Annotated in this window: 15 protein-coding genes; 13 read left to right on the top strand and 2 right to left on the bottom strand. The window is 54.0% G+C overall.

The window, feature by feature from the left end; genetic code table 11:
- Positions 1 to 200 precede the first annotated feature (200 nt).
- The 13 genes from fliF to fliR all read left to right on the top strand — a co-directional run bounded on the left by fliF (position 201) and on the right by fliR (position 13,399).
- Positions 201 to 1,958 (top strand): flagellar basal-body MS-ring/collar protein FliF, encoded by a 1,758-nt coding sequence (gene fliF / locus REH51_RS09555; RefSeq protein ID WP_009723981.1) that lies wholly within the window; start codon positions 201 to 203, stop codon positions 1,956 to 1,958.
- A complete protein-coding gene (fliG, locus tag REH51_RS09550) occupies positions 1,951 to 2,958 on the top strand; it encodes a flagellar motor switch protein FliG (protein WP_498935546.1) in 1,008 nt (335 codons plus the stop codon). Before fliF ends, fliG begins: the two co-directional genes overlap by 8 nt.
- On the top strand, positions 2,951 to 3,718 hold the full coding sequence (locus REH51_RS09545; RefSeq protein ID WP_498935545.1) for a flagellar assembly protein FliH: 768 nt from the start codon (positions 2,951 to 2,953) through the stop codon (positions 3,716 to 3,718). The genes fliG and REH51_RS09545 overlap by 8 nt, the downstream gene beginning before the upstream one ends.
- Before the next feature lie 40 nt (positions 3,719 to 3,758).
- Positions 3,759 to 5,147, top strand: coding sequence for a flagellar protein export ATPase FliI (gene fliI / locus REH51_RS09540; protein WP_498935543.1), 1,389 nt, complete (start codon positions 3,759 to 3,761; stop codon positions 5,145 to 5,147).
- Positions 5,148 to 5,149: 2 nt separating this feature from the next.
- Complete coding sequence (gene fliJ / locus REH51_RS09535) at positions 5,150 to 5,602, top strand: flagellar export protein FliJ (RefSeq protein WP_009723985.1); 453 nt, start codon at positions 5,150 to 5,152, stop codon at positions 5,600 to 5,602.
- A gap of 23 nt (positions 5,603 to 5,625) precedes the next feature.
- Positions 5,626 to 8,850 (top strand): flagellar hook-length control protein FliK, encoded by a 3,225-nt coding sequence (locus REH51_RS09530; RefSeq protein WP_498935541.1) that lies wholly within the window; start codon positions 5,626 to 5,628, stop codon positions 8,848 to 8,850.
- Between the two features lie 161 nt (positions 8,851 to 9,011).
- Positions 9,012 to 9,488: a flagellar basal body-associated protein FliL gene (gene fliL, locus REH51_RS09525; RefSeq protein WP_498935539.1), complete on the top strand. Its 477-nt coding sequence runs from the start codon at positions 9,012 to 9,014 to the stop codon at positions 9,486 to 9,488.
- A gap of 21 nt (positions 9,489 to 9,509) precedes the next feature.
- Complete coding sequence (gene fliM / locus REH51_RS09520; RefSeq protein WP_009723988.1) at positions 9,510 to 10,565, top strand: flagellar motor switch protein FliM; 1,056 nt, start codon at positions 9,510 to 9,512, stop codon at positions 10,563 to 10,565.
- Entirely contained in the window at positions 10,562 to 11,080 is a 519-nt protein-coding gene (fliN, locus tag REH51_RS09515) for a flagellar motor switch protein FliN (RefSeq protein ID WP_009723989.1), read from the top strand. The genes fliM and fliN overlap by 4 nt, the downstream gene beginning before the upstream one ends.
- Positions 11,077 to 11,529, top strand: a complete 453-nt coding sequence (gene fliO / locus REH51_RS09510) for a flagellar biosynthetic protein FliO (protein WP_498935538.1) — start codon at positions 11,077 to 11,079, stop codon at positions 11,527 to 11,529. Before fliN ends, fliO begins: the two co-directional genes overlap by 4 nt.
- An 8-nt stretch (positions 11,530 to 11,537) precedes the next feature.
- Positions 11,538 to 12,305 carry a flagellar type III secretion system pore protein FliP gene (gene fliP, locus REH51_RS09505; protein WP_498935536.1) on the top strand — a complete coding sequence of 256 codons (768 nt, stop codon included), beginning with the start codon at positions 11,538 to 11,540 and terminating at the stop codon, positions 12,303 to 12,305.
- Between the two features lie 28 nt (positions 12,306 to 12,333).
- Entirely contained in the window at positions 12,334 to 12,603 is a 270-nt protein-coding gene (gene fliQ, locus REH51_RS09500) for a flagellar biosynthesis protein FliQ (RefSeq protein WP_009723992.1), read from the top strand.
- 4 nt (positions 12,604 to 12,607) lie between these two features.
- The gene (fliR, locus tag REH51_RS09495; RefSeq protein WP_009723993.1) at positions 12,608 to 13,399 is read left to right on the top strand and encodes a flagellar biosynthetic protein FliR; all 792 of its coding nucleotides are present in this window, start codon (positions 12,608 to 12,610) and stop codon (positions 13,397 to 13,399) included.
- A 164-nt stretch (positions 13,400 to 13,563) separates the two neighbouring features.
- Here the strand turns inward: fliR and flgL are convergent, their stop codons facing one another.
- Positions 13,564 to 14,817 carry a flagellar hook-associated protein FlgL gene (gene flgL / locus REH51_RS09490; protein ID WP_498935534.1) on the bottom strand — a complete coding sequence of 418 codons (1,254 nt, stop codon included), beginning with the start codon at positions 14,815 to 14,817 and terminating at the stop codon, positions 13,564 to 13,566.
- A 15-nt stretch (positions 14,818 to 14,832) separates the two neighbouring features.
- Complete coding sequence (flgK, locus tag REH51_RS09485) at positions 14,833 to 16,491, bottom strand: flagellar hook-associated protein FlgK (RefSeq protein WP_009723995.1); 1,659 nt, start codon at positions 16,489 to 16,491, stop codon at positions 14,833 to 14,835.
- Positions 16,492 to 16,512 lie beyond the last annotated feature (21 nt).

Raw genomic sequence — 16,512 nt, 5'->3', positions numbered from 1 at the left:
GAACACTCATACGTACAAATACGCCTTAAAAGCCAACCTGTTCGTTCATTTATGCTCGACCTGCCCCAGGATAATGGCGTCCATCACAATTCCGCTTCATCTTTTTAGCGGATAACCGCGATTGACGGATATTAGCCTATGCCTTCTTTGGTGATGCGCCTGAGCCGTCATCAGTTTTGCCTGCCCTCGTGGAGGCACGCATGAGCGAAACTGGTGCTACGGCAGGCCGTCAGAATAGTACGACACAACATGCACCCCGCAGCGGAACGGCAGAAAATGACACCAAAAGCCCCTCAACGGTTGAGCGCACGTTAAAACAGCTGCGCGGCAACCCGTTGGTTGTGCTGTTGGTCGCTGCTGCGGCTTCTATTGCGATTATTGCCGCGCTTTTCATGTGGGCCAGCAGCCCAGAGTATCGGGTTCTGTATAGCAACCTGAATGAAGCCGATGGCGGTCGCATTATTGCGGAGCTGGACAGCCGCGGCGTTCCCTATCAGTTTAGCGAGGGCGGCCAGGCGCTGTTAATCCCAAGCGATCAGGTGCATACGCTAAGGCTACAACTTGCTGAGCAAGGGCTCCCCCGTGGCGGCAACTTGGGCTTTGAGCTGATGGAGAATCAAGCCTTTGGTATCAGCCAGTTTGCTGAACAAGTTAACTTTCAACGAGGCCTTGAAGGTGAGCTGTCTCGCTCCATTGAATCACTGGGGCCCGTTGATAAGGTTCGCGTACACCTTTCGATGGCCAAGCCTTCGGTCTTTATTCGTGACCGCGAGCCAGCCAAGGCTTCGGTTGTACTGACACTGTTACCTGGACGCGTTCTAGGTGAGGGCCAAGTCAGCGCCATCGTTCATATGGTATCTAGCAGTGTTCCTGAGCTGGCACCAGAAGACGTTACCATTGTGGACCAGAATGGCCGCCTGCTTTCGTCTACAGCGTCACAAGGAAACGACCTGGATGGCTCTCAGCTTGCTTACATCGCAGAAGTCGAACGCTCCTATCAGCGCCGTATCGAAAACATCTTGTCCCCCATTCTTGGGAATGACAACGTACGAGCCCAGGTAGCGGCACAGATCGACTTTTCTCGCCGCGAGCAGACCTCCGAGCGCTATGCGCCCAACCAGGCCCCCAATGAGTCTGCGGTCCGTAGCCGCCAGCTTAGCCTGTCTTTCGATGGTGAAGATCCGCTAGCAACTGGCATCCCTGGTGCACTCAGCAACACCCCTCCAGGTGTAGCGCCAGCGCTCATTAATCAGCCCGATGCTGATGAAGAAGGCGCTGAGGTGCCTGAAAACGCTTTACAAAACCTGCGTCAAGAAGATGTCGTGAACTATGAAGTTGACCGCAGCATTGAACACATTCAGCACCGCCTTGGCCAGGTAGAACGTCTGTCAGCCGCGGTCGTCGTCAATTTCCGTCAGGTTGTTAATGACGAGGGCGAAGTAGAGCAAGTTGCTCTCAGCCCAGAAGAAGTTGCCCAGCTTGAACGTTTGGTTCAACAGGCAATGGGCTTTTCGCAAGCGCGTGGTGATCAGGTGGAAGTCGTCAACACGCCTTTCGCCAGTGTCGATGACAGCGCGTCTGATGTCGTTTGGTGGCAACAGCCGGAAACACTGTCCATCGCCTCAACCCTGGGCCGCTATCTGCTTGTCGCCCTGGCAATCCTGTTGCTCTATCTGCTGATCCTACGGCCACTAATCAAGCGCTATACCCAGCCGCCCGTTATGGCTGCCGCCATGCCTGGCACTACGTTTAGCGCCAGCGTTGGGGGCGAAGAGGACGAGCAAGAGGGCGAGGCGTCTGAATCTGGTGAGGGCGAAGATACCTACAGCAGCAAGCCCAAACGGCGACGCAAAACCTCGCTGTACGAACACAATCTTAACGACCTGCGTGAAATGGCCCAGGAAGACCCCCGCATGGTCGCAATGATTATCCGCAGCTGGATGAACACTCATGAGTAGCCCGATTGCCGAGATGACCGGCGCACGCAAAAGCGCCATTCTCTTGCTTGCGCTGGACGAAGATAGCGCGGCGGAGGTTTTCAAGTTCCTCAGCGCCAGCGAAGTACAAGACATCAGTATGGAAATGGCCCGCTTGCATCAAGTCTCACACGAAGACATGAAAGCAGTGCTCGAAGCCTTCCATAAAGAAACCGAAGAGTTTGTGGCGTTAAACCTCAACTCCAGTGAGCATATTCGTTCGGTACTCACCAAAGCATTGGGTAGCGAACGTGCCACCAGCCTCATCGAAGATATTCTCGAGACCACGGGCGGAAACTCGGGCATTGATGCGCTGAATCTCATGGAAGCCTCCATGGTGTCTGAGCTGATCCGCGACGAACATCCGCAGATTATCGCCACTATTCTGGTTCATCTGGATCGGCACCAGGCGGCCGATATTCTTGAGCTGTTTGAAGAGAAGCTGCGTAACGATGTGGTATTGCGGATTGCGACCTTCAGCGGCGTTCAGCCTGCCGCGCTGCAAGAACTGACAGAAGTTTTAACCAGCATGCTGGATGGTCAAAACCTCAAGCGCAGCAAGATGGGTGGCGTGAGAACGGCGGGCGAGATTCTCAACCTGATGAACTCCTCTCAGGAAGAAGTGGCCATCGAAACAGTTCGCTCCCACAGCGAAGATTTGGCTCAAAAAATTATCGACGAAATGTTCCTGTTCGAGAACCTTCTCGACCTCGACAATCGTGCGATTCAGATGGTGCTTCAAGAAGTCGAAACCAACTCCTTGGTGGTGGCCCTCAAGGGTGCCCAGGAAGCGTTGGTCGACAAGTTCCTGCGCAATATGTCGCAGCGGGCTGCGGATCTTGTTCGCGAGGATATGGAAGCCCGAGGCCCTATCCGCGTTTCACAGGTAGAAACCGAACAGAAAGCTATTCTGCAGGTAGTGCGCCGATTGGCTGATTCCGGTGAGATCGTCTTAGCGGGCGGGGACGATGAGTATGTCTAACACCAAAACGCCTGAATTTGACCGCCACGGCAGTTGGCGTCGCTGGCAGATGGATGAGCTGGCCGAGCAGCCGGCAAGCGCACAACAAGGTGGCATGCCAGCGCCTTCCGCCCAGCAGCGCAAAGTAGAGGCGGCGAAGAAAGCAGCCGAGCAGGCACGCCAACGTGAAGAGCAGGAACGCCAGGCGCTTTACGAACGCATTCGTCAGGAAGCAGAGGAAGTGGGTTATCAAGATGGCTTAGCGCGAGGTCATCAAGAAGGTCTTGAACAAGGCCTTAGCGAAGGGCGAGCCCAAGCAGAGACAGAGCTTGAACAACACATACACAAAACCGTGGCGCCCCTTCGGTCACTCGCAAAGCAGTTTTCTGATGCGCTAGAGCGTATTGATGAGACGGTGGCACACGACCTCGCCGAGCTTGCCCTGGCAACCGGCAAACAATTAGCCGCAGACGCGCTGCAAGAGAGCCCTGAGCAAATTCTTGAGATCGTTCGTGAACTGCTCCACACCGAACCACCGCTCGTAGGCCAGCAACGTCTTTGGCTTAACCCGCAAGATCATGCGCTAGTGAAAGAGCATCTCGGTAGCGAGCTTCAAGCAGCCAGTTGGTCGCTTCAGCCAGATGATCTACTCGCTCGTGGTGGGGGCCGAATCACCAGTGCCCAAGGTGAGCTGGACGCTACGTTTGAAAGCCGCTGGCAGTCTGTGGTTGCCCAGTTACGCAAACGCCATCACAACAGTGATTCCCCATCCTCTAGTTAATACAAGGGTTGACGCAAACGTTGATGACACAGGTAATGCAATGAGCGAGGCGACTTGCCCCCACCTCTACCGCTGGCGCAAAGCACTGCACCGAACAACGCAGCGCGTTAGTCAGTTACCTCACTACCGCACCAGTGGCCGAGTGATACGTGCCACCGGCATGGTCATTGAGGTAGTAGGGTTGCGCGTGGCGGTGGGAAGTGCTTGTCGCATTGAGTTACCTGGCGCAGATGGTCGATTGAACGATAGCGATAAACATGCAGAAGCAGAGGTCGTCGGCTTTTCTGGCGACAAGCTGTTTCTTATGCCGCTAGAAGAGATTTCTGGCCTTATGCCGGGGGCCAGAGTGTCTCCGCTTAGTGATGGCAGTGGTCACAGCGCTCGACGTTTTCCGATTGGCGATGACTTGCTGGGGCGAGTGCTCGACGGCAACGGCAACCCATTGGACGACCGTGAAAATTTTGAGGATACGCCTCGGGCAACCCTTAAGGCGACGCCACTTAACCCGCTTTCCCGCGCACCTATCGATGCACAAATTGACGTCGGCATTCGTGCTATCAATGCGTTACTAAGCGTTGGCCGTGGCCAGCGTATGGGGCTCTTTGCTGGCTCAGGGGTGGGTAAGTCTGTACTGCTGGGCATGATGGCCCGCTATACACAGGCGGGTGTCATCGTGGTCGGACTCATCGGCGAGCGTGGTCGAGAAGTACAGGATTTCATTGACAACATTTTGGGGCCTGAAGGCCGCCGACGTGCGGTGGTCGTGGCGGCGCCCGCGGATACCTCACCGCTCCAGCGCTTACAAGGGGCCGCTTACGCAACGCGGCTGGCCGAAGGATTTCGAGATGCGGGGCGAAACGTTCTGCTGATTATGGATTCACTGACCCGCTACGCCATGGCACAGCGCGAGATTGCGCTCGCTATTGGCGAGCCGCCTGCCACCAAGGGCTATCCGCCTTCGGTGTTCGCTAAGTTACCCGGGCTTGTCGAGCGAGCCGGAAATGCTGAGCGCGGTGGCGGTTCGATCACCGCTTTTTATACAGTGCTGACCGAAGGTGATGATCAGCAAGACCCTATTGCCGATTCCGCTAGGGCAATTCTTGATGGCCATATCGTGCTCTCTCGAACGCTGGCGGAAGCTGGGCACTATCCGGCGATTGATATTGAAGCCTCGATCAGCCGTGCGATGACCGCCATTAGCTCCCCTGAACAGCTTCAAGAAGCTCGCATCTTTAAACAACTTTTTTCACGCTATCAGCGCAATCGTGACTTGATCAGCGTAGGGGCTTACAGCCCAGGGCACGACCCAAGACTGGACGAGGCGGTGAACCGCTTTCCGTCATTGGAACGATTTCTTCAGCAAAACATTGATGAGTGTGCACCGCTGGAAGCATCACGCCAAGCTCTGCACGCGGTAGTGGGAGGTTAGCGATGAGTCATTCACAGCTCGACATGCTGACAGGCTTAGCCCGTGATGCTCGTGATAAAGCCGGGAAATTACTGGCTGAAGAGCGGCAAACGCAGCAACAAACAGAAGCACAGCTTCAATCGCTTAACCGTTATCGCGCTGAATACGCCGAGCGTTTACAGCAGGCGATGCGCAACGGCATCGACCCTGCCACTATGTACAATTATCAGCAATTCCTGGCGTCATTGGATGCCGCACTCAGCCGAGCACGGCAAGCGCTTGTGGCCCAGCAAAAACGTGTCCAGCAAAGCCAACAGCACTGGCAGCAAGAACAGCGCAAGCTCTCCTCCTACGATACGCTGACATCACGACGCCTATCAGAAGAGCATCGCCGTCAAGAACGTCATGAGCAGAAATCAAGTGATGACTTTGTGACCAACCGTTTAGCCCGTAAGCCGAATGATCAGGCGCATTAGCGCCGCGCCGAGGAGCTGTATCTATGACTATTGAGCTATTGCTATCAATGCAGGGCCAGGGGGCTAATTCGTCATCCAACTCCTCAGCCCCAGGCTCTCCGCGTGCGGCGCAAGGCATGTTCCTTCAGGCGTTTACACAGGCTGCAAGCCTTCAGGCACGCACGCTGCTCACTAATGCCCAAGCGGAAAACACGCCTACCGTTCCACTGAGCGATATCGTTGAACAATTAGCATCACTCGATAGTGAGCTGGATGAGAAAACACTTTCAACCATAGTGGCCTCTGTAAGCGCTCAGGGGCAGGCTGGCGATACCTTCTCTTCTGGTGTCGATACCGTTGCGCCTGCCCAAACGCTAGAAACGGCATCTGCTGCGCGAGAACAAGCGAGGACACCAGAACACGTCTCCCCATCGCTTGCCAGCGAAGGCGCTGAGACAACCACGCGGATTACTATCGAAGAAGTCGCCTCGCGCTTAGCCCTCATCGCGTCATATTCTACGCCACCAACCGCAACCAACCATGCGGGTTCCAGTGCACAGTCTTCTCACAGCGCAGCGTCAAGCTTAGCTACGGCTACGGCTACGGCTACGGCTCAAGCATCATCGGATAGCCCTAAGCCTGCCAACGCTTCACCTTCCGCCGCCTCTTTCCTTGATCGCACAACACTCGCGATGCCCGCAGCGTTGTCTGATCGCGCGTTAGCCGCTGAGCCTACCCCCCTCGCACGGACACAAGGTCAAGGTCATACTCAAACACTGGCCTCCAACCAGCCTGCGACGCTGCAAACATCTTCTACAGTGGCCACCAATAGCGGTGCCTCATCCGTAGCGCCGCTGCCTGCTAATGGCACGGCCGCTACGTCGCAAGACACCCCCGCTAGCGCTGCCCCGCGTGATGTGCAGGTAGCGCTAACCGGCGAAAGAGCCGTTGCTGAAGCACCGCGGGCAACGTCACAACCAATAGCGCCGCAAGCAACTGCACAGGCAGCGTCTCTCGCGCCAGCCAGTGCGTCGCCACAGGGTATGTCACCTGCATCCAGCGCTGGCTCAGCATCAGTGATGTCGTCGTCCCCTGCTAATGCTCCAGCGGCCGCGTTGCAAGGCACTCCCGCCCGCGGCGCTGCTCCACGTGATGGGCAGATCGCCCAAACCGGCGAAAGAGCCGTTGCAGAAGCACCACGGACAACGACACAATTAACAGCGCCACAACCAACGTCACAAGCAACTGTACAGCCAGCGTCTCTCTCGCCAGCCAGTGCGTCGCCACAGGGTCTTTCACCGGCGCCCAGCGCAGGTTCGGCGCCAGTAACACCTCCGTTACCGGCTAATGCTCCAGCGGCCGCGTTGCAAAACACTCCCGCTAGCGCTACTCCACGTGATGTGCAGATTGCCCAAACCGGCGAAAGAGCCGTTGCAGAAGCACCACGGCCAACGACACAAGCGACCGCGCAGCCAGCGTCTTCCACGACAAACAGTGGGGCGCCACAGGGTCTTTCACCGGCGCCCAGCACTGGTTCAGCGCCAGTAACACCTCCGTTACCTGCTAATGCTCCAGCGGCTGCGTTGCAAGACCCCCCCGCTAGCGCTACTCCACGTGATGGGCAGGTAGCCCAAACCGGCGAAAGAGCCGTTGCTGAAGCACCACGGCCAACGACACAAGCAACCGCGCAACCAGCGTCTTCCACGACAAACAGTGGAGCGGCACAGGGTCTTTCACCGGCGCCCAGCACTGGTTCAGCGCCAGTAACACCTCCGTTACCGGCTAATGCTCCAGCGGCTGCGTTGCAAGCCCCCCCCGCTAGCGCTGCTCCGCGTGATGGGCAGGTAGCCCAAACCGGCGAAAAAGCCGTTGCAGAAGCACTACGGTCAACGACACAAGCAACCGCACAGCCAGCGTCTTCCACGGCAAGCAGTGGAGCGGCACAGGGTCTTTCACCGGCGCCCAGCACTGGTTCAGCACCAGTAACACCTCCGTTACCGGCTAATGCTCCAGCGGCCACGTTGCAAGATACACCCGCTAGCGCTACTCCGCGTGATGGGCAGGTAGCCCAAACCGACGAAAAAGCCGTTGCAGAAGCACTACGGTCAACGACACAAGCAACCGCACAACCAGCGTCTTCCACAACAAACAGTGGAACGCCACAAGGCCTTGCACCGGCGCCCAGCACTAGCTCTATGCCAGTAACACCTCCGTTACCGGCTAATGCTCCAGCGGCCACATTGCAAGACACCCCCGCTAGCGTTGCTCAACGTGATGGGCAGGTAGCACAAACCGGCGAAAGAGCAGCGGCTGAAGCACCACGGGCGACGACGGCAACGACACCTACGCCAAGCAGCGCTTCTGCGTCAGTAATGCCGCCGCTGCCTGTCAATAGTTCAGCCACCGCACTGCCCACTAACACGGCTGAACTGGCTCAATCTGCAGCTGGCTCCTCGCTAACCAGTGCTCTGGCAGCTACAGCACAAGCAGTTGGCGTCACTGGCGCCTCGCGCCCAACCCCGTCAAGCGTTAACGCATTGCCGACGGAAGCAGCCACCAAACCAGCTAATGTCTCGGCACTCCCGGCATCGCTAGAAACCATCCCAGCCCAGCCGTTTACGACCATGCAGCCAGGTATGCATGCGCTGTCTCCGCTCAATACTGCACTAGCGTCAACGCCGACTATGAACGCTGACGCGATGATGGCTGGCTTACTTGCCGAAGCAGAGACGGCGAGCGCAACCAGCAGTGCGAGCAAAGGCAGTGAGCAAGTGTTGCCTGCATCGCTGACCTCTCAAAACCAAGCAATGCCCAACAGCCCAGCGACAGCGACCTTAAACACACCGCTCACCAGTCCCGCTTGGCCTTCCCAGTTAGGGCAACAGTTAATTCAGTTTGCTCAGCGAGGCGGAGAGCATCAGGTTAAAATGCAGTTGCACCCTGCCGAGCTAGGGCCATTATCGATCACTCTTAAGGTGACCGAACAGGGCACACAAGCACACTTTTTATCGTCACACGCCCCAGTTCGTCAGGCCATCGAGCAAGCCATTCCTCAACTGCGTGAAGCACTTGCTGAACAGGGCATCTCATTAGGCGAAACCTCCGTAGGCGAGCAGCAGAACCCCAACGAACAGGCCTTTGCCCAGCAAACGCCAGGAAAAGCAGCCGGCAGCCGAGGCGGTGAGCTAGGTAACGATGATAGTGTCCCTTCGCCTATCGAGGCGGATGACCACGGTAGCCAAGATGGTCGTGTAGATCTCTATGCTTAATTCCAAGATTAGCGTTGAGTATGACAACACTGATGCTCACGACATCACGTAACTAAACCAAAAGATAGGCTCATCCAATGAGCTTGTTCATTTCATCACCTGTAACAGCGTTAGGCATAATGCTTGGCTAGTGTTACGGGTGAAATTTATGGGAACAGCAAATGGCAGAAGCAAGCGGCGGATCTAAAAAACTGCTTTGGATAATGATTGTGTTGGTACTGCTTTCGTCAGCGGGTGCAGCGGCAGGTATTTATTTAGTGCTGGATCAGCGCGGCGGAAATGCTGAAAACGGTGAAACACAGCAGAAAGTTGAGCATGTTCCACCTGTTTTCACACGTATTGACCCGTTTACTGTCAATTTGGCAGATGACCGTTATGGCTCCCGTTTGCTTTATACCGGCATTACGCTTCGGGTTGGCAACGAGCAAAGTAAGGCGATTATTGAAGAACACATGCCCCAGGTGCGTAGCCGCTTGCTTATTTTATTATCAGGCAAACAGGCCAATGAATTAACGTCCACTGAGGGTAAAGAAGAGCTGGCCCAAGCAATCATTAGCCGCTTGAACGTTCCTCTTACCGAAAACCAGCCTCCCCTAGACTTACGGGAAGTGCTGTTTACCGAATTCATTGTGCAATAACCCCGGGAACTGGAGCCGTTCATGTCGCAGGACGATCTACTGTCCCAGGAAGAAATTGATGCCTTACTAAAGGGCGTCAGTGGAGATGATGAGCCTGCTGCTCCGTCATCGTCCACACAAGAGGAAGTGCGCGTTCGCCCCTACGATCCCTCGACACAACATCGAGTGATTCGTGAGCGCTTACACGCGTTAGACTTTATTAATGAGCGTTTTGCACGCTACTTCCGCAATGGTCTATTCAACTTGATACGGCGTAGTGCCGATATCACCGTTGAATCGGTGCGTTACCAGAGCTTTAGCGACTTTTCGCGCAATGTTCCGGTACCCACTAACTTGAATCTAGTGTCAATGAAGCCGCTGCGCGGGTCGGCACTCGTGGTCTTTCCACCTAATCTGGTATTTATGGTGGTGGATAACTTGTTTGGTGGCGACGGTCGTTTTGTGACGAAATCGGATGGCCGTGAATTCACTAATACTGAGCAGCGTATTATCCAACGCCTGCTCAATTTGGCTATTGATGCCTACCAAGAGGCGTGGAAGGTTGTTTATCCGTTAGAGGTGTTTTTTCTACGCTCCGAAGTGCAATCCAAGTTTGCCAACATCACCAACTCGCCCAACGAGATTGTGGTGAACACCAAGTTCAATATCGAAGTGGGCAACCTGTCGAGCAACTTCCAGATTTGCATGCCCTACGCCATGATCGAACCGCTTAGGGATTTGCTCGCCAATCCGATTAATGACAGCAACCATGACCACGACGGTACATGGTCACGGCGCATGGCGAACGAGCTTCGCCAATCAGAAGTTGAGCTAGTTGCTGAATTTGCCCAAATACCCAGCCGCATCGCCCACGTAATGGGGCTTAAAAAGGGCGATGTATTGCCCATGGATATTCCCAACACGATCACCGCTCGTGTCGACGGTGTCCCGGTGATGGAGTGCGAGTACGGGAGCCAACAGCAGCAACGCGCACTACGCGTACTGCGTATGATCGACCATGCCGCTATGAATAACCTATCGTCCAAGGACTTTATTAAAGGTTCAACGCGACAGAAAGCCAAGGAACCCAAAGCATGACTGATCCAAATAAACCCGATCAAAAAGTCTCTGATGATGATTGGGCGGACGCCATGTCTGAGCAAGAAGAACCCAGTTCAAGTGCCGATGCCGCAGGCGAGGAAGACCCATGGGCAGCGGCCATGGCCGAGCAAGAGGCCGCTGAAGAAGCAGATACTTCCAGCAGTGAGCCGGAACCAGAAGCGCCTGTTGCTAAACCGGCGAGTGATGAAGTATTTCGCCCTTTAAGTGCTGAAAGCGGCCATGCCGAGTCTCGCGACTTGGAAATGATCATGGACATCCCGGTCAAGCTAACGGTGGAGCTAGGCCGTACGAAGCTGACCATCAAGCAACTACTTGAGCTTGCCCAGGGGTCGGTGATTGAGTTGGAAGGTCTCGCTGGCGAGCCCATGGACATTTTGATCAATGGCTATTTAATCGCCCAGGGGGAAGTGGTCGTGGTGGATGATAAATACGGCATTCGAATCACAGAGATTATTACCCCCTCTGAGCGTATTCATAAACTGAACCGATGAGCGTCGCTTCCTCTCCTTCATCAAGCACGTCACTTGATGCCATAAGCGGCAGCGGTGATGCCTTAATAGGCATGGCAGCACTAGGCAAAACAGCAGCAGCACTAGCACTGGTCATTGCCATTATTCTGCTATGCACAGCGGTACTGAAACGCTGGCAAACCGCACGCCATCAACACGGTGCCCACTTAAAAATTGTGGGCAACACCGCGGTAGGCAATCGCGAGCGTATTGTCGTGGTTGAGATAGAGGACACCTGGCTGGTCGTCGGCGTTAGCAATGGGCGGATAACGAAACTACATGAGCGTCCAGCGCCGACGGATCGCCCCACTTCGTCCCCCCCCGAGGCTCCTTCGCGTTTTCCTCAGCGTTTAGCCCAGGCAATTGCCCCCAGCCGGGGCAAGCACGATCACCAGCCCCCTACCGCCTCTGATTCAAACCACACACCATGAGATTCGAGATGCACTTCGCTTGGCCTTATGGGCGGCGTTGGTGGCTGATCCTTGCCGCTATCGCCTGCTGCTTATTTATTCTACCTGCTCACGCACAGCAGCTTCCTGGGCTGGTTTCTCAGCCTTTAGACAATGGTGGTCAGCAGTGGTCGCTGTCGTTACAAACGCTGCTATTTTTAAGCTCTCTGGCTTTTCTGCCAGCAATGCTACTAATGATGACCAGCTTTACGCGCATCATTATTGTACTTAGCTTGCTCAGGACAGCCATGGGTACACAGGCAACACCGCCGAACCAGGTTTTATTAGGTATCGCGCTATTCTTGACGTTTTTTATTATGTCGCCTGTCTTAAACCAAGTGTACGACACCGCTTGGATGCCGCTCACTAATGAAGCGATCAATTTTGAAGAGTTCTTACTGCGGGCTCAGCAACCGTTTCGTGAATTCATGCTCGCCCAACCCCGCGAGCCTGATTTAGCGCTGTTCGTTCGCCTAGCGGATGTAGGCCCGATGCAAGGCCCAGAAGAGCTGCCTATGCGAGTCTTACTGCCTGCTTTTGTCACCAGTGAGCTTAAAACCGCGTTTCAGATTGGTTTTACTATTTTTATTCCCTTTCTGATTATCGACTTAGTGGTTGCTAGTACGCTGATGGCGCTAGGCATGATGATGGTGCCACCGATTACGATTTCACTGCCCTTTAAGCTCATGCTGTTTGTATTGGTCGATGGCTGGCAGTTGATTATTGGCTCGCTAGCAGAAAGCTTTTACATGATTTGAGCGTCGCGTTCAGCGACCAGGAGTATCCATGACCCCGGAAATGGTGATGAGCATTGCTTACCAAGGCATGCGGGTAACGCTTTTTCTTGCAGGCCCTATGCTGCTGGCCGCCCTTTTCACTGGCCTTATCATTAGCTTGTTCCAGGCAGCGACTCAAATAAATGAAATGACGCTGACTTTCATTCCCAAAATATTAGCCGTATTTGCCGTCCTGGTACTTGCCGGACCTTGGCTAATTGGTTTGATCACCGACTTCACGCATCGTCTCTTCACCAATATCCCCAGCATGGTGATGTAACGCCATGGTGGAGGTGACGTTTGCCCAGCTACAGGCGTGGTTAGTGGCCTTCCTTTGGCCATTTACACGCATTACTGCCTTTATGGCGGCCTCGCCTCTATGGGGCCATTCCAGCGTTCCGAATCAGGCTAAGGTGGGACTGGCGGCTATCATTGCTATTGTGATTGCCCCTATATTGCCTGCCATGCCTAACGTACCCATCATGTCATGGGCTAGCCTGGGCATCATGATTGAGCAGCTATTGATAGGTATTGCGATTGGCTTGGTCATGCATATTATTTTCGCCGTGGTACAGGCGGCCGGGGAGTTTATCGGTTTGCAGATGGGCTTGGCGTTTGCCAGTTTTTTCGATACGTCGAGCGGCACCAATATCATGGTGCTATCACGTATTCTTTATATGATTACGCTATTGATGTTTCTTGCTTTGAACGGCCACCTGATGGTGTTAGAAACGTTAATAATGAGCTTTGAAACGTTACCCATTGGCATTGGTGCCTTAAACCCGAATGCGTTTGAGCTACTGGCGCGCTATGCGGGAACTATTTTTGCTTCCGGAATGCTGCTTGCGCTGCCGCTAGTTGGCTCACTGTTGATCATTAACTTAGCACTCGGCATTCTTAACCGTTCTGCGCCGCAGCTGACGGTATTCAATATCGGCTTCCCCGCCTCGCTAACCGTAGGGCTTACCCTGTTAATGGTATTAATGACCGACATTGGCCGCTTTTTACAGCAGCTCTTTAGCCAGGGGCTGGCCTTTATGCAGAGCTTGATCGAAACCATGGCACCGCTAGGCTAGTGTTCAAAGTACTAATTTTTTAAATGCTGTTTTTTTAAATTCTGGGCTTTTTAAAAAAAAGAGCTGTGAAACGCATCTGCAAAAAGGCCCCAACCCTAAGCTTACCGCTTTAGGTTGGGGCCTTTTTTGACGAAGCGTCATGTTTTACTCGAAGCTGGCCGTGTTTACATATAGTCGAACAGCGACATGCCTCTAATATCAACGAATGCCTTCTGAGCTGCCTGAAGGCCTACTTGCCGCAGACTATATTCAGAAATCGCTTCGGCGTAATCCAAATCGACCAAGTCAGATAGGGTTTGCTCATAGTTAAGCTTTCGGTTGCTGCCAACCGCATCAATCACATCCAGCTCATTCAGTCGAGCGCCCGCCGAAGCACGAACGGTCAGCACGTTATCGAGCGCATTATCAAGATCACGCATCGACGTATTAAGCGTATTACGCAACGCCGCTTTTTCTGCAGTACTTTGGGCAGGCATTTCTAATACGCGAATTGCCGCTTCCATGGTGCGAAACAGATCAGCACCACGCTGCTCGCTGCCTGCCTGGGCAATTAATATCTCATCATCAGGCTCGGCGCTGCCAGTGAGTGTGACATTAATCCCACCAAAACTAAGCTGCTGGCCTTCGCCGACATATTCGCCACTGGCCACTAAATCAGCAGCGTCTTCCTGCCACGCGCCTTCACTAAAACGCTGCACTTGATAGCTGATGCCGCTATCTAGCGTTGCATCTTCATTGAATACGACACGGTAGCTGTCGCCATAGCCTGGGTCGTTAACATCCGTAAGCTGAGGGCCGCTGAAGGTAACGTTCCCCTGGTTCTCTGTGTTGGCTTCAGCAATATAGCCCGCACCGCTGGGAACCCCCTGAAAAACCGTGGCGCCATTTTCAGCAACAGGCATTAAACGGGAAGCATCGACACGCTGCTGACGCGAACTGTTATCGCCGTTATATTCCACATTGCCGTCTGCCGATTTAACAAACGGCGGGGCGTTATCTTTATAGCCACCGAACAAGTAGCGGCCATTGCCATCGGTGGCATTCGCCTGCCCCAGCATCGTTTCATAGACGCCTTTTAGCTCACTGGCAATGGACTCACGGTCAACATCACTCAGCGTGTCGCTAGAGGCTTTGATCAGTAGCGTTTTAGAACTGATGACCGCATCACTGACACTGTTAAGAATACTCTCAGTTTGCGACAGCGAATTTCGTGCCGAGACCCGCGAATCCGAAAACTGCTGGTTCATCGCTTTGGATTGATCAACGCCGACAGCACGTGAGGCTGCCTGCGGATCATCGGAAGGATTAACCACGCGACGGCCACTGGCAATTTGCTGACTAACTTTCAAGAAATCGCTTTGCTGACGGTTAATAGAAGCCGTGCTCTGCTCAAACATGGTGACCGTACTAATACGCATCGCCTAAGCTCCTTATTAGTTCCGTAGATTCAAGATGGTGTCCATAATGGCACCCGCGGTATCAATCACACGCGCATTCGCTTGGTAATACTGCTGATAGCGAATCAGGTTAGCCGCTTCTTCATCAAGATTGACGCCCGACTCAGATTGCTGCACCGCTTTCAGTTGATCGGTTAATCCTTGGCGAGCATCTAAATTCACCTGGGTAATATTGGTACGGTTACCCACATCGCTGACAATCACGCCATACGCGCCGCTCAACGATGCGCTACCACCCACGATAGCTTTTTGCTGTAAGTCCTGTAACGCCAAGGCATTGCGGTTGTCGCCAGCACCAGTCGCAACCCAGTCGGCTGGGTCATCTTCAGGATTTACCGGCTTTCCGGCGGCGATACGATCTAGCTCATTGATGGTGACATCCATATCGCTTGCGCCACGTCGTACAGGCTGCACTTCAAAACGGTCGCCATCATCAGGCGTACCGCTAATCGTGAGTGCTACGCCACCAAACGTCAGCGCACCTGTTCCTGCATCCCAGTCAACATCGTCTACTGTCGCTCCGTTATCGTTACGCGTAACGGTTGGAGCACCTCCTTCAAAGCGAACGGTGTAATCCGTCGCACGAAGCTGATCAATCGTGTCGATATCGAACCCGGCAGACTCAATAGTGGCCGTGCCATTGTTGTTCTCATGACTAAACGTTTGGGGAGCGCGCACGGCAAAAAAATCGCCACCTTGCTCACCATCCAGGTCGACACCCTGCTTATGCTGTTCGTTAAACGCCACAGAAAGCGAAACCGCCAGTTGGCCAATTTGGTTTTGAGTTTTATCCAGCGTTTCTGAACGGAATGTCATCAAACCGCCCAACGCGCCACCTTTAATCGCTGACTCTCCCAGCTGGGTCAAGCCACCTTCGCCATCACGATAGGCCACCACCGTACGCTGTGGATCAGCTTGTGACTGTATAGCTTCAAGCTTAAACGCGCTGGTACCCGTCACTAACGGCTGGCCGTTCGGCAAACTGAGGTTATAGCTTTTCCCATCCTGGATATTTAAGCGTATATCCATGCGTTCATTGAGTTCAGAAATCAAATGATCGCGCTGGTTCAACAGACTATTGGGCGCTTCTCCACTACGCGCACGGGCCAGCGCAATTTCGCGGTTCAGGCCGGCAATTTGTTCGGTCGTGTTATTTATCTGAATAACTTCATCTTTGATCTGGCTATTAATGTTGCTCTGCATATCTTGCAGATAACCATCAAAGGAGCGAAATTGGGCGCTAAGAGTATCGGCCGAACCAACCACGCCTTGACGGGCGGCAGAATCCGCTGGCGAACTGGCCAAATCTTCCAAAGAGGAGAAAAACGACTGCATTAACGGCGATAAGCCCGCTTCTCGATCCGCAAGCAAGTTATCAATTTGGGTGACTTGGCTGCTGTAGGTGGCCAGTGCGCTTGATTGGGTCTTGGCGTTGTTAAGCTGGTTCGAGACATACGTATTGAATTGGCGCTCGATACTGTTAACTTTAACGCCGCCGCCAACAGACCCTTGGCCAAGCTGAGCCAGCTCACGATTATACCCAGGCGTATAAACGTTACTGATATTGTTACTGGTGGTGCTGAGGGCATTCTGCGCCGCATTAAGGCCGCTTAAGCCGATTGAAAACATGCTCATGGTCAATTCCTTAGGCCGATA

The organism is Halomonas bluephagenesis (genome assembly GCF_054790765.1).
The sequence above is the reverse complement of the archived record's forward strand: the minus strand, read 5'-3'. Positions and strand labels throughout refer to the sequence as shown.

Coding starts and splice junctions, on each gene's coding strand:
- fliF (WP_009723981.1), top strand. CDS start 201: ATGAGCGAAACTGGTGCTACGGCAGGCCGTCAGAATAGTACGACACAA.
- fliR (WP_009723993.1), top strand. CDS start 12,608: ATGGTGGAGGTGACGTTTGCCCAGCTACAGGCGTGGTTAGTGGCCTTC.
- fliQ (WP_009723992.1), top strand. CDS start 12,334: ATGACCCCGGAAATGGTGATGAGCATTGCTTACCAAGGCATGCGGGTA.
- fliO (WP_498935538.1), top strand. CDS start 11,077: ATGAGCGTCGCTTCCTCTCCTTCATCAAGCACGTCACTTGATGCCATA.
- REH51_RS09530 (WP_498935541.1), top strand. CDS start 5,626: ATGACTATTGAGCTATTGCTATCAATGCAGGGCCAGGGGGCTAATTCG.
- fliJ (WP_009723985.1), top strand. CDS start 5,150: ATGAGTCATTCACAGCTCGACATGCTGACAGGCTTAGCCCGTGATGCT.
- fliL (WP_498935539.1), top strand. CDS start 9,012: ATGGCAGAAGCAAGCGGCGGATCTAAAAAACTGCTTTGGATAATGATT.
- fliN (WP_009723989.1), top strand. CDS start 10,562: ATGACTGATCCAAATAAACCCGATCAAAAAGTCTCTGATGATGATTGG.
- REH51_RS09545 (WP_498935545.1), top strand. CDS start 2,951: ATGTCTAACACCAAAACGCCTGAATTTGACCGCCACGGCAGTTGGCGT.
- flgK (WP_009723995.1), bottom strand. CDS start 16,491: ATGAGCATGTTTTCAATCGGCTTAAGCGGCCTTAATGCGGCGCAGAAT.
- flgL (WP_498935534.1), bottom strand. CDS start 14,817: ATGCGTATTAGTACGGTCACCATGTTTGAGCAGAGCACGGCTTCTATT.
- fliP (WP_498935536.1), top strand. CDS start 11,538: ATGCACTTCGCTTGGCCTTATGGGCGGCGTTGGTGGCTGATCCTTGCC.
- fliG (WP_498935546.1), top strand. CDS start 1,951: ATGAGTAGCCCGATTGCCGAGATGACCGGCGCACGCAAAAGCGCCATT.
- fliI (WP_498935543.1), top strand. CDS start 3,759: ATGAGCGAGGCGACTTGCCCCCACCTCTACCGCTGGCGCAAAGCACTG.
- fliM (WP_009723988.1), top strand. CDS start 9,510: ATGTCGCAGGACGATCTACTGTCCCAGGAAGAAATTGATGCCTTACTA.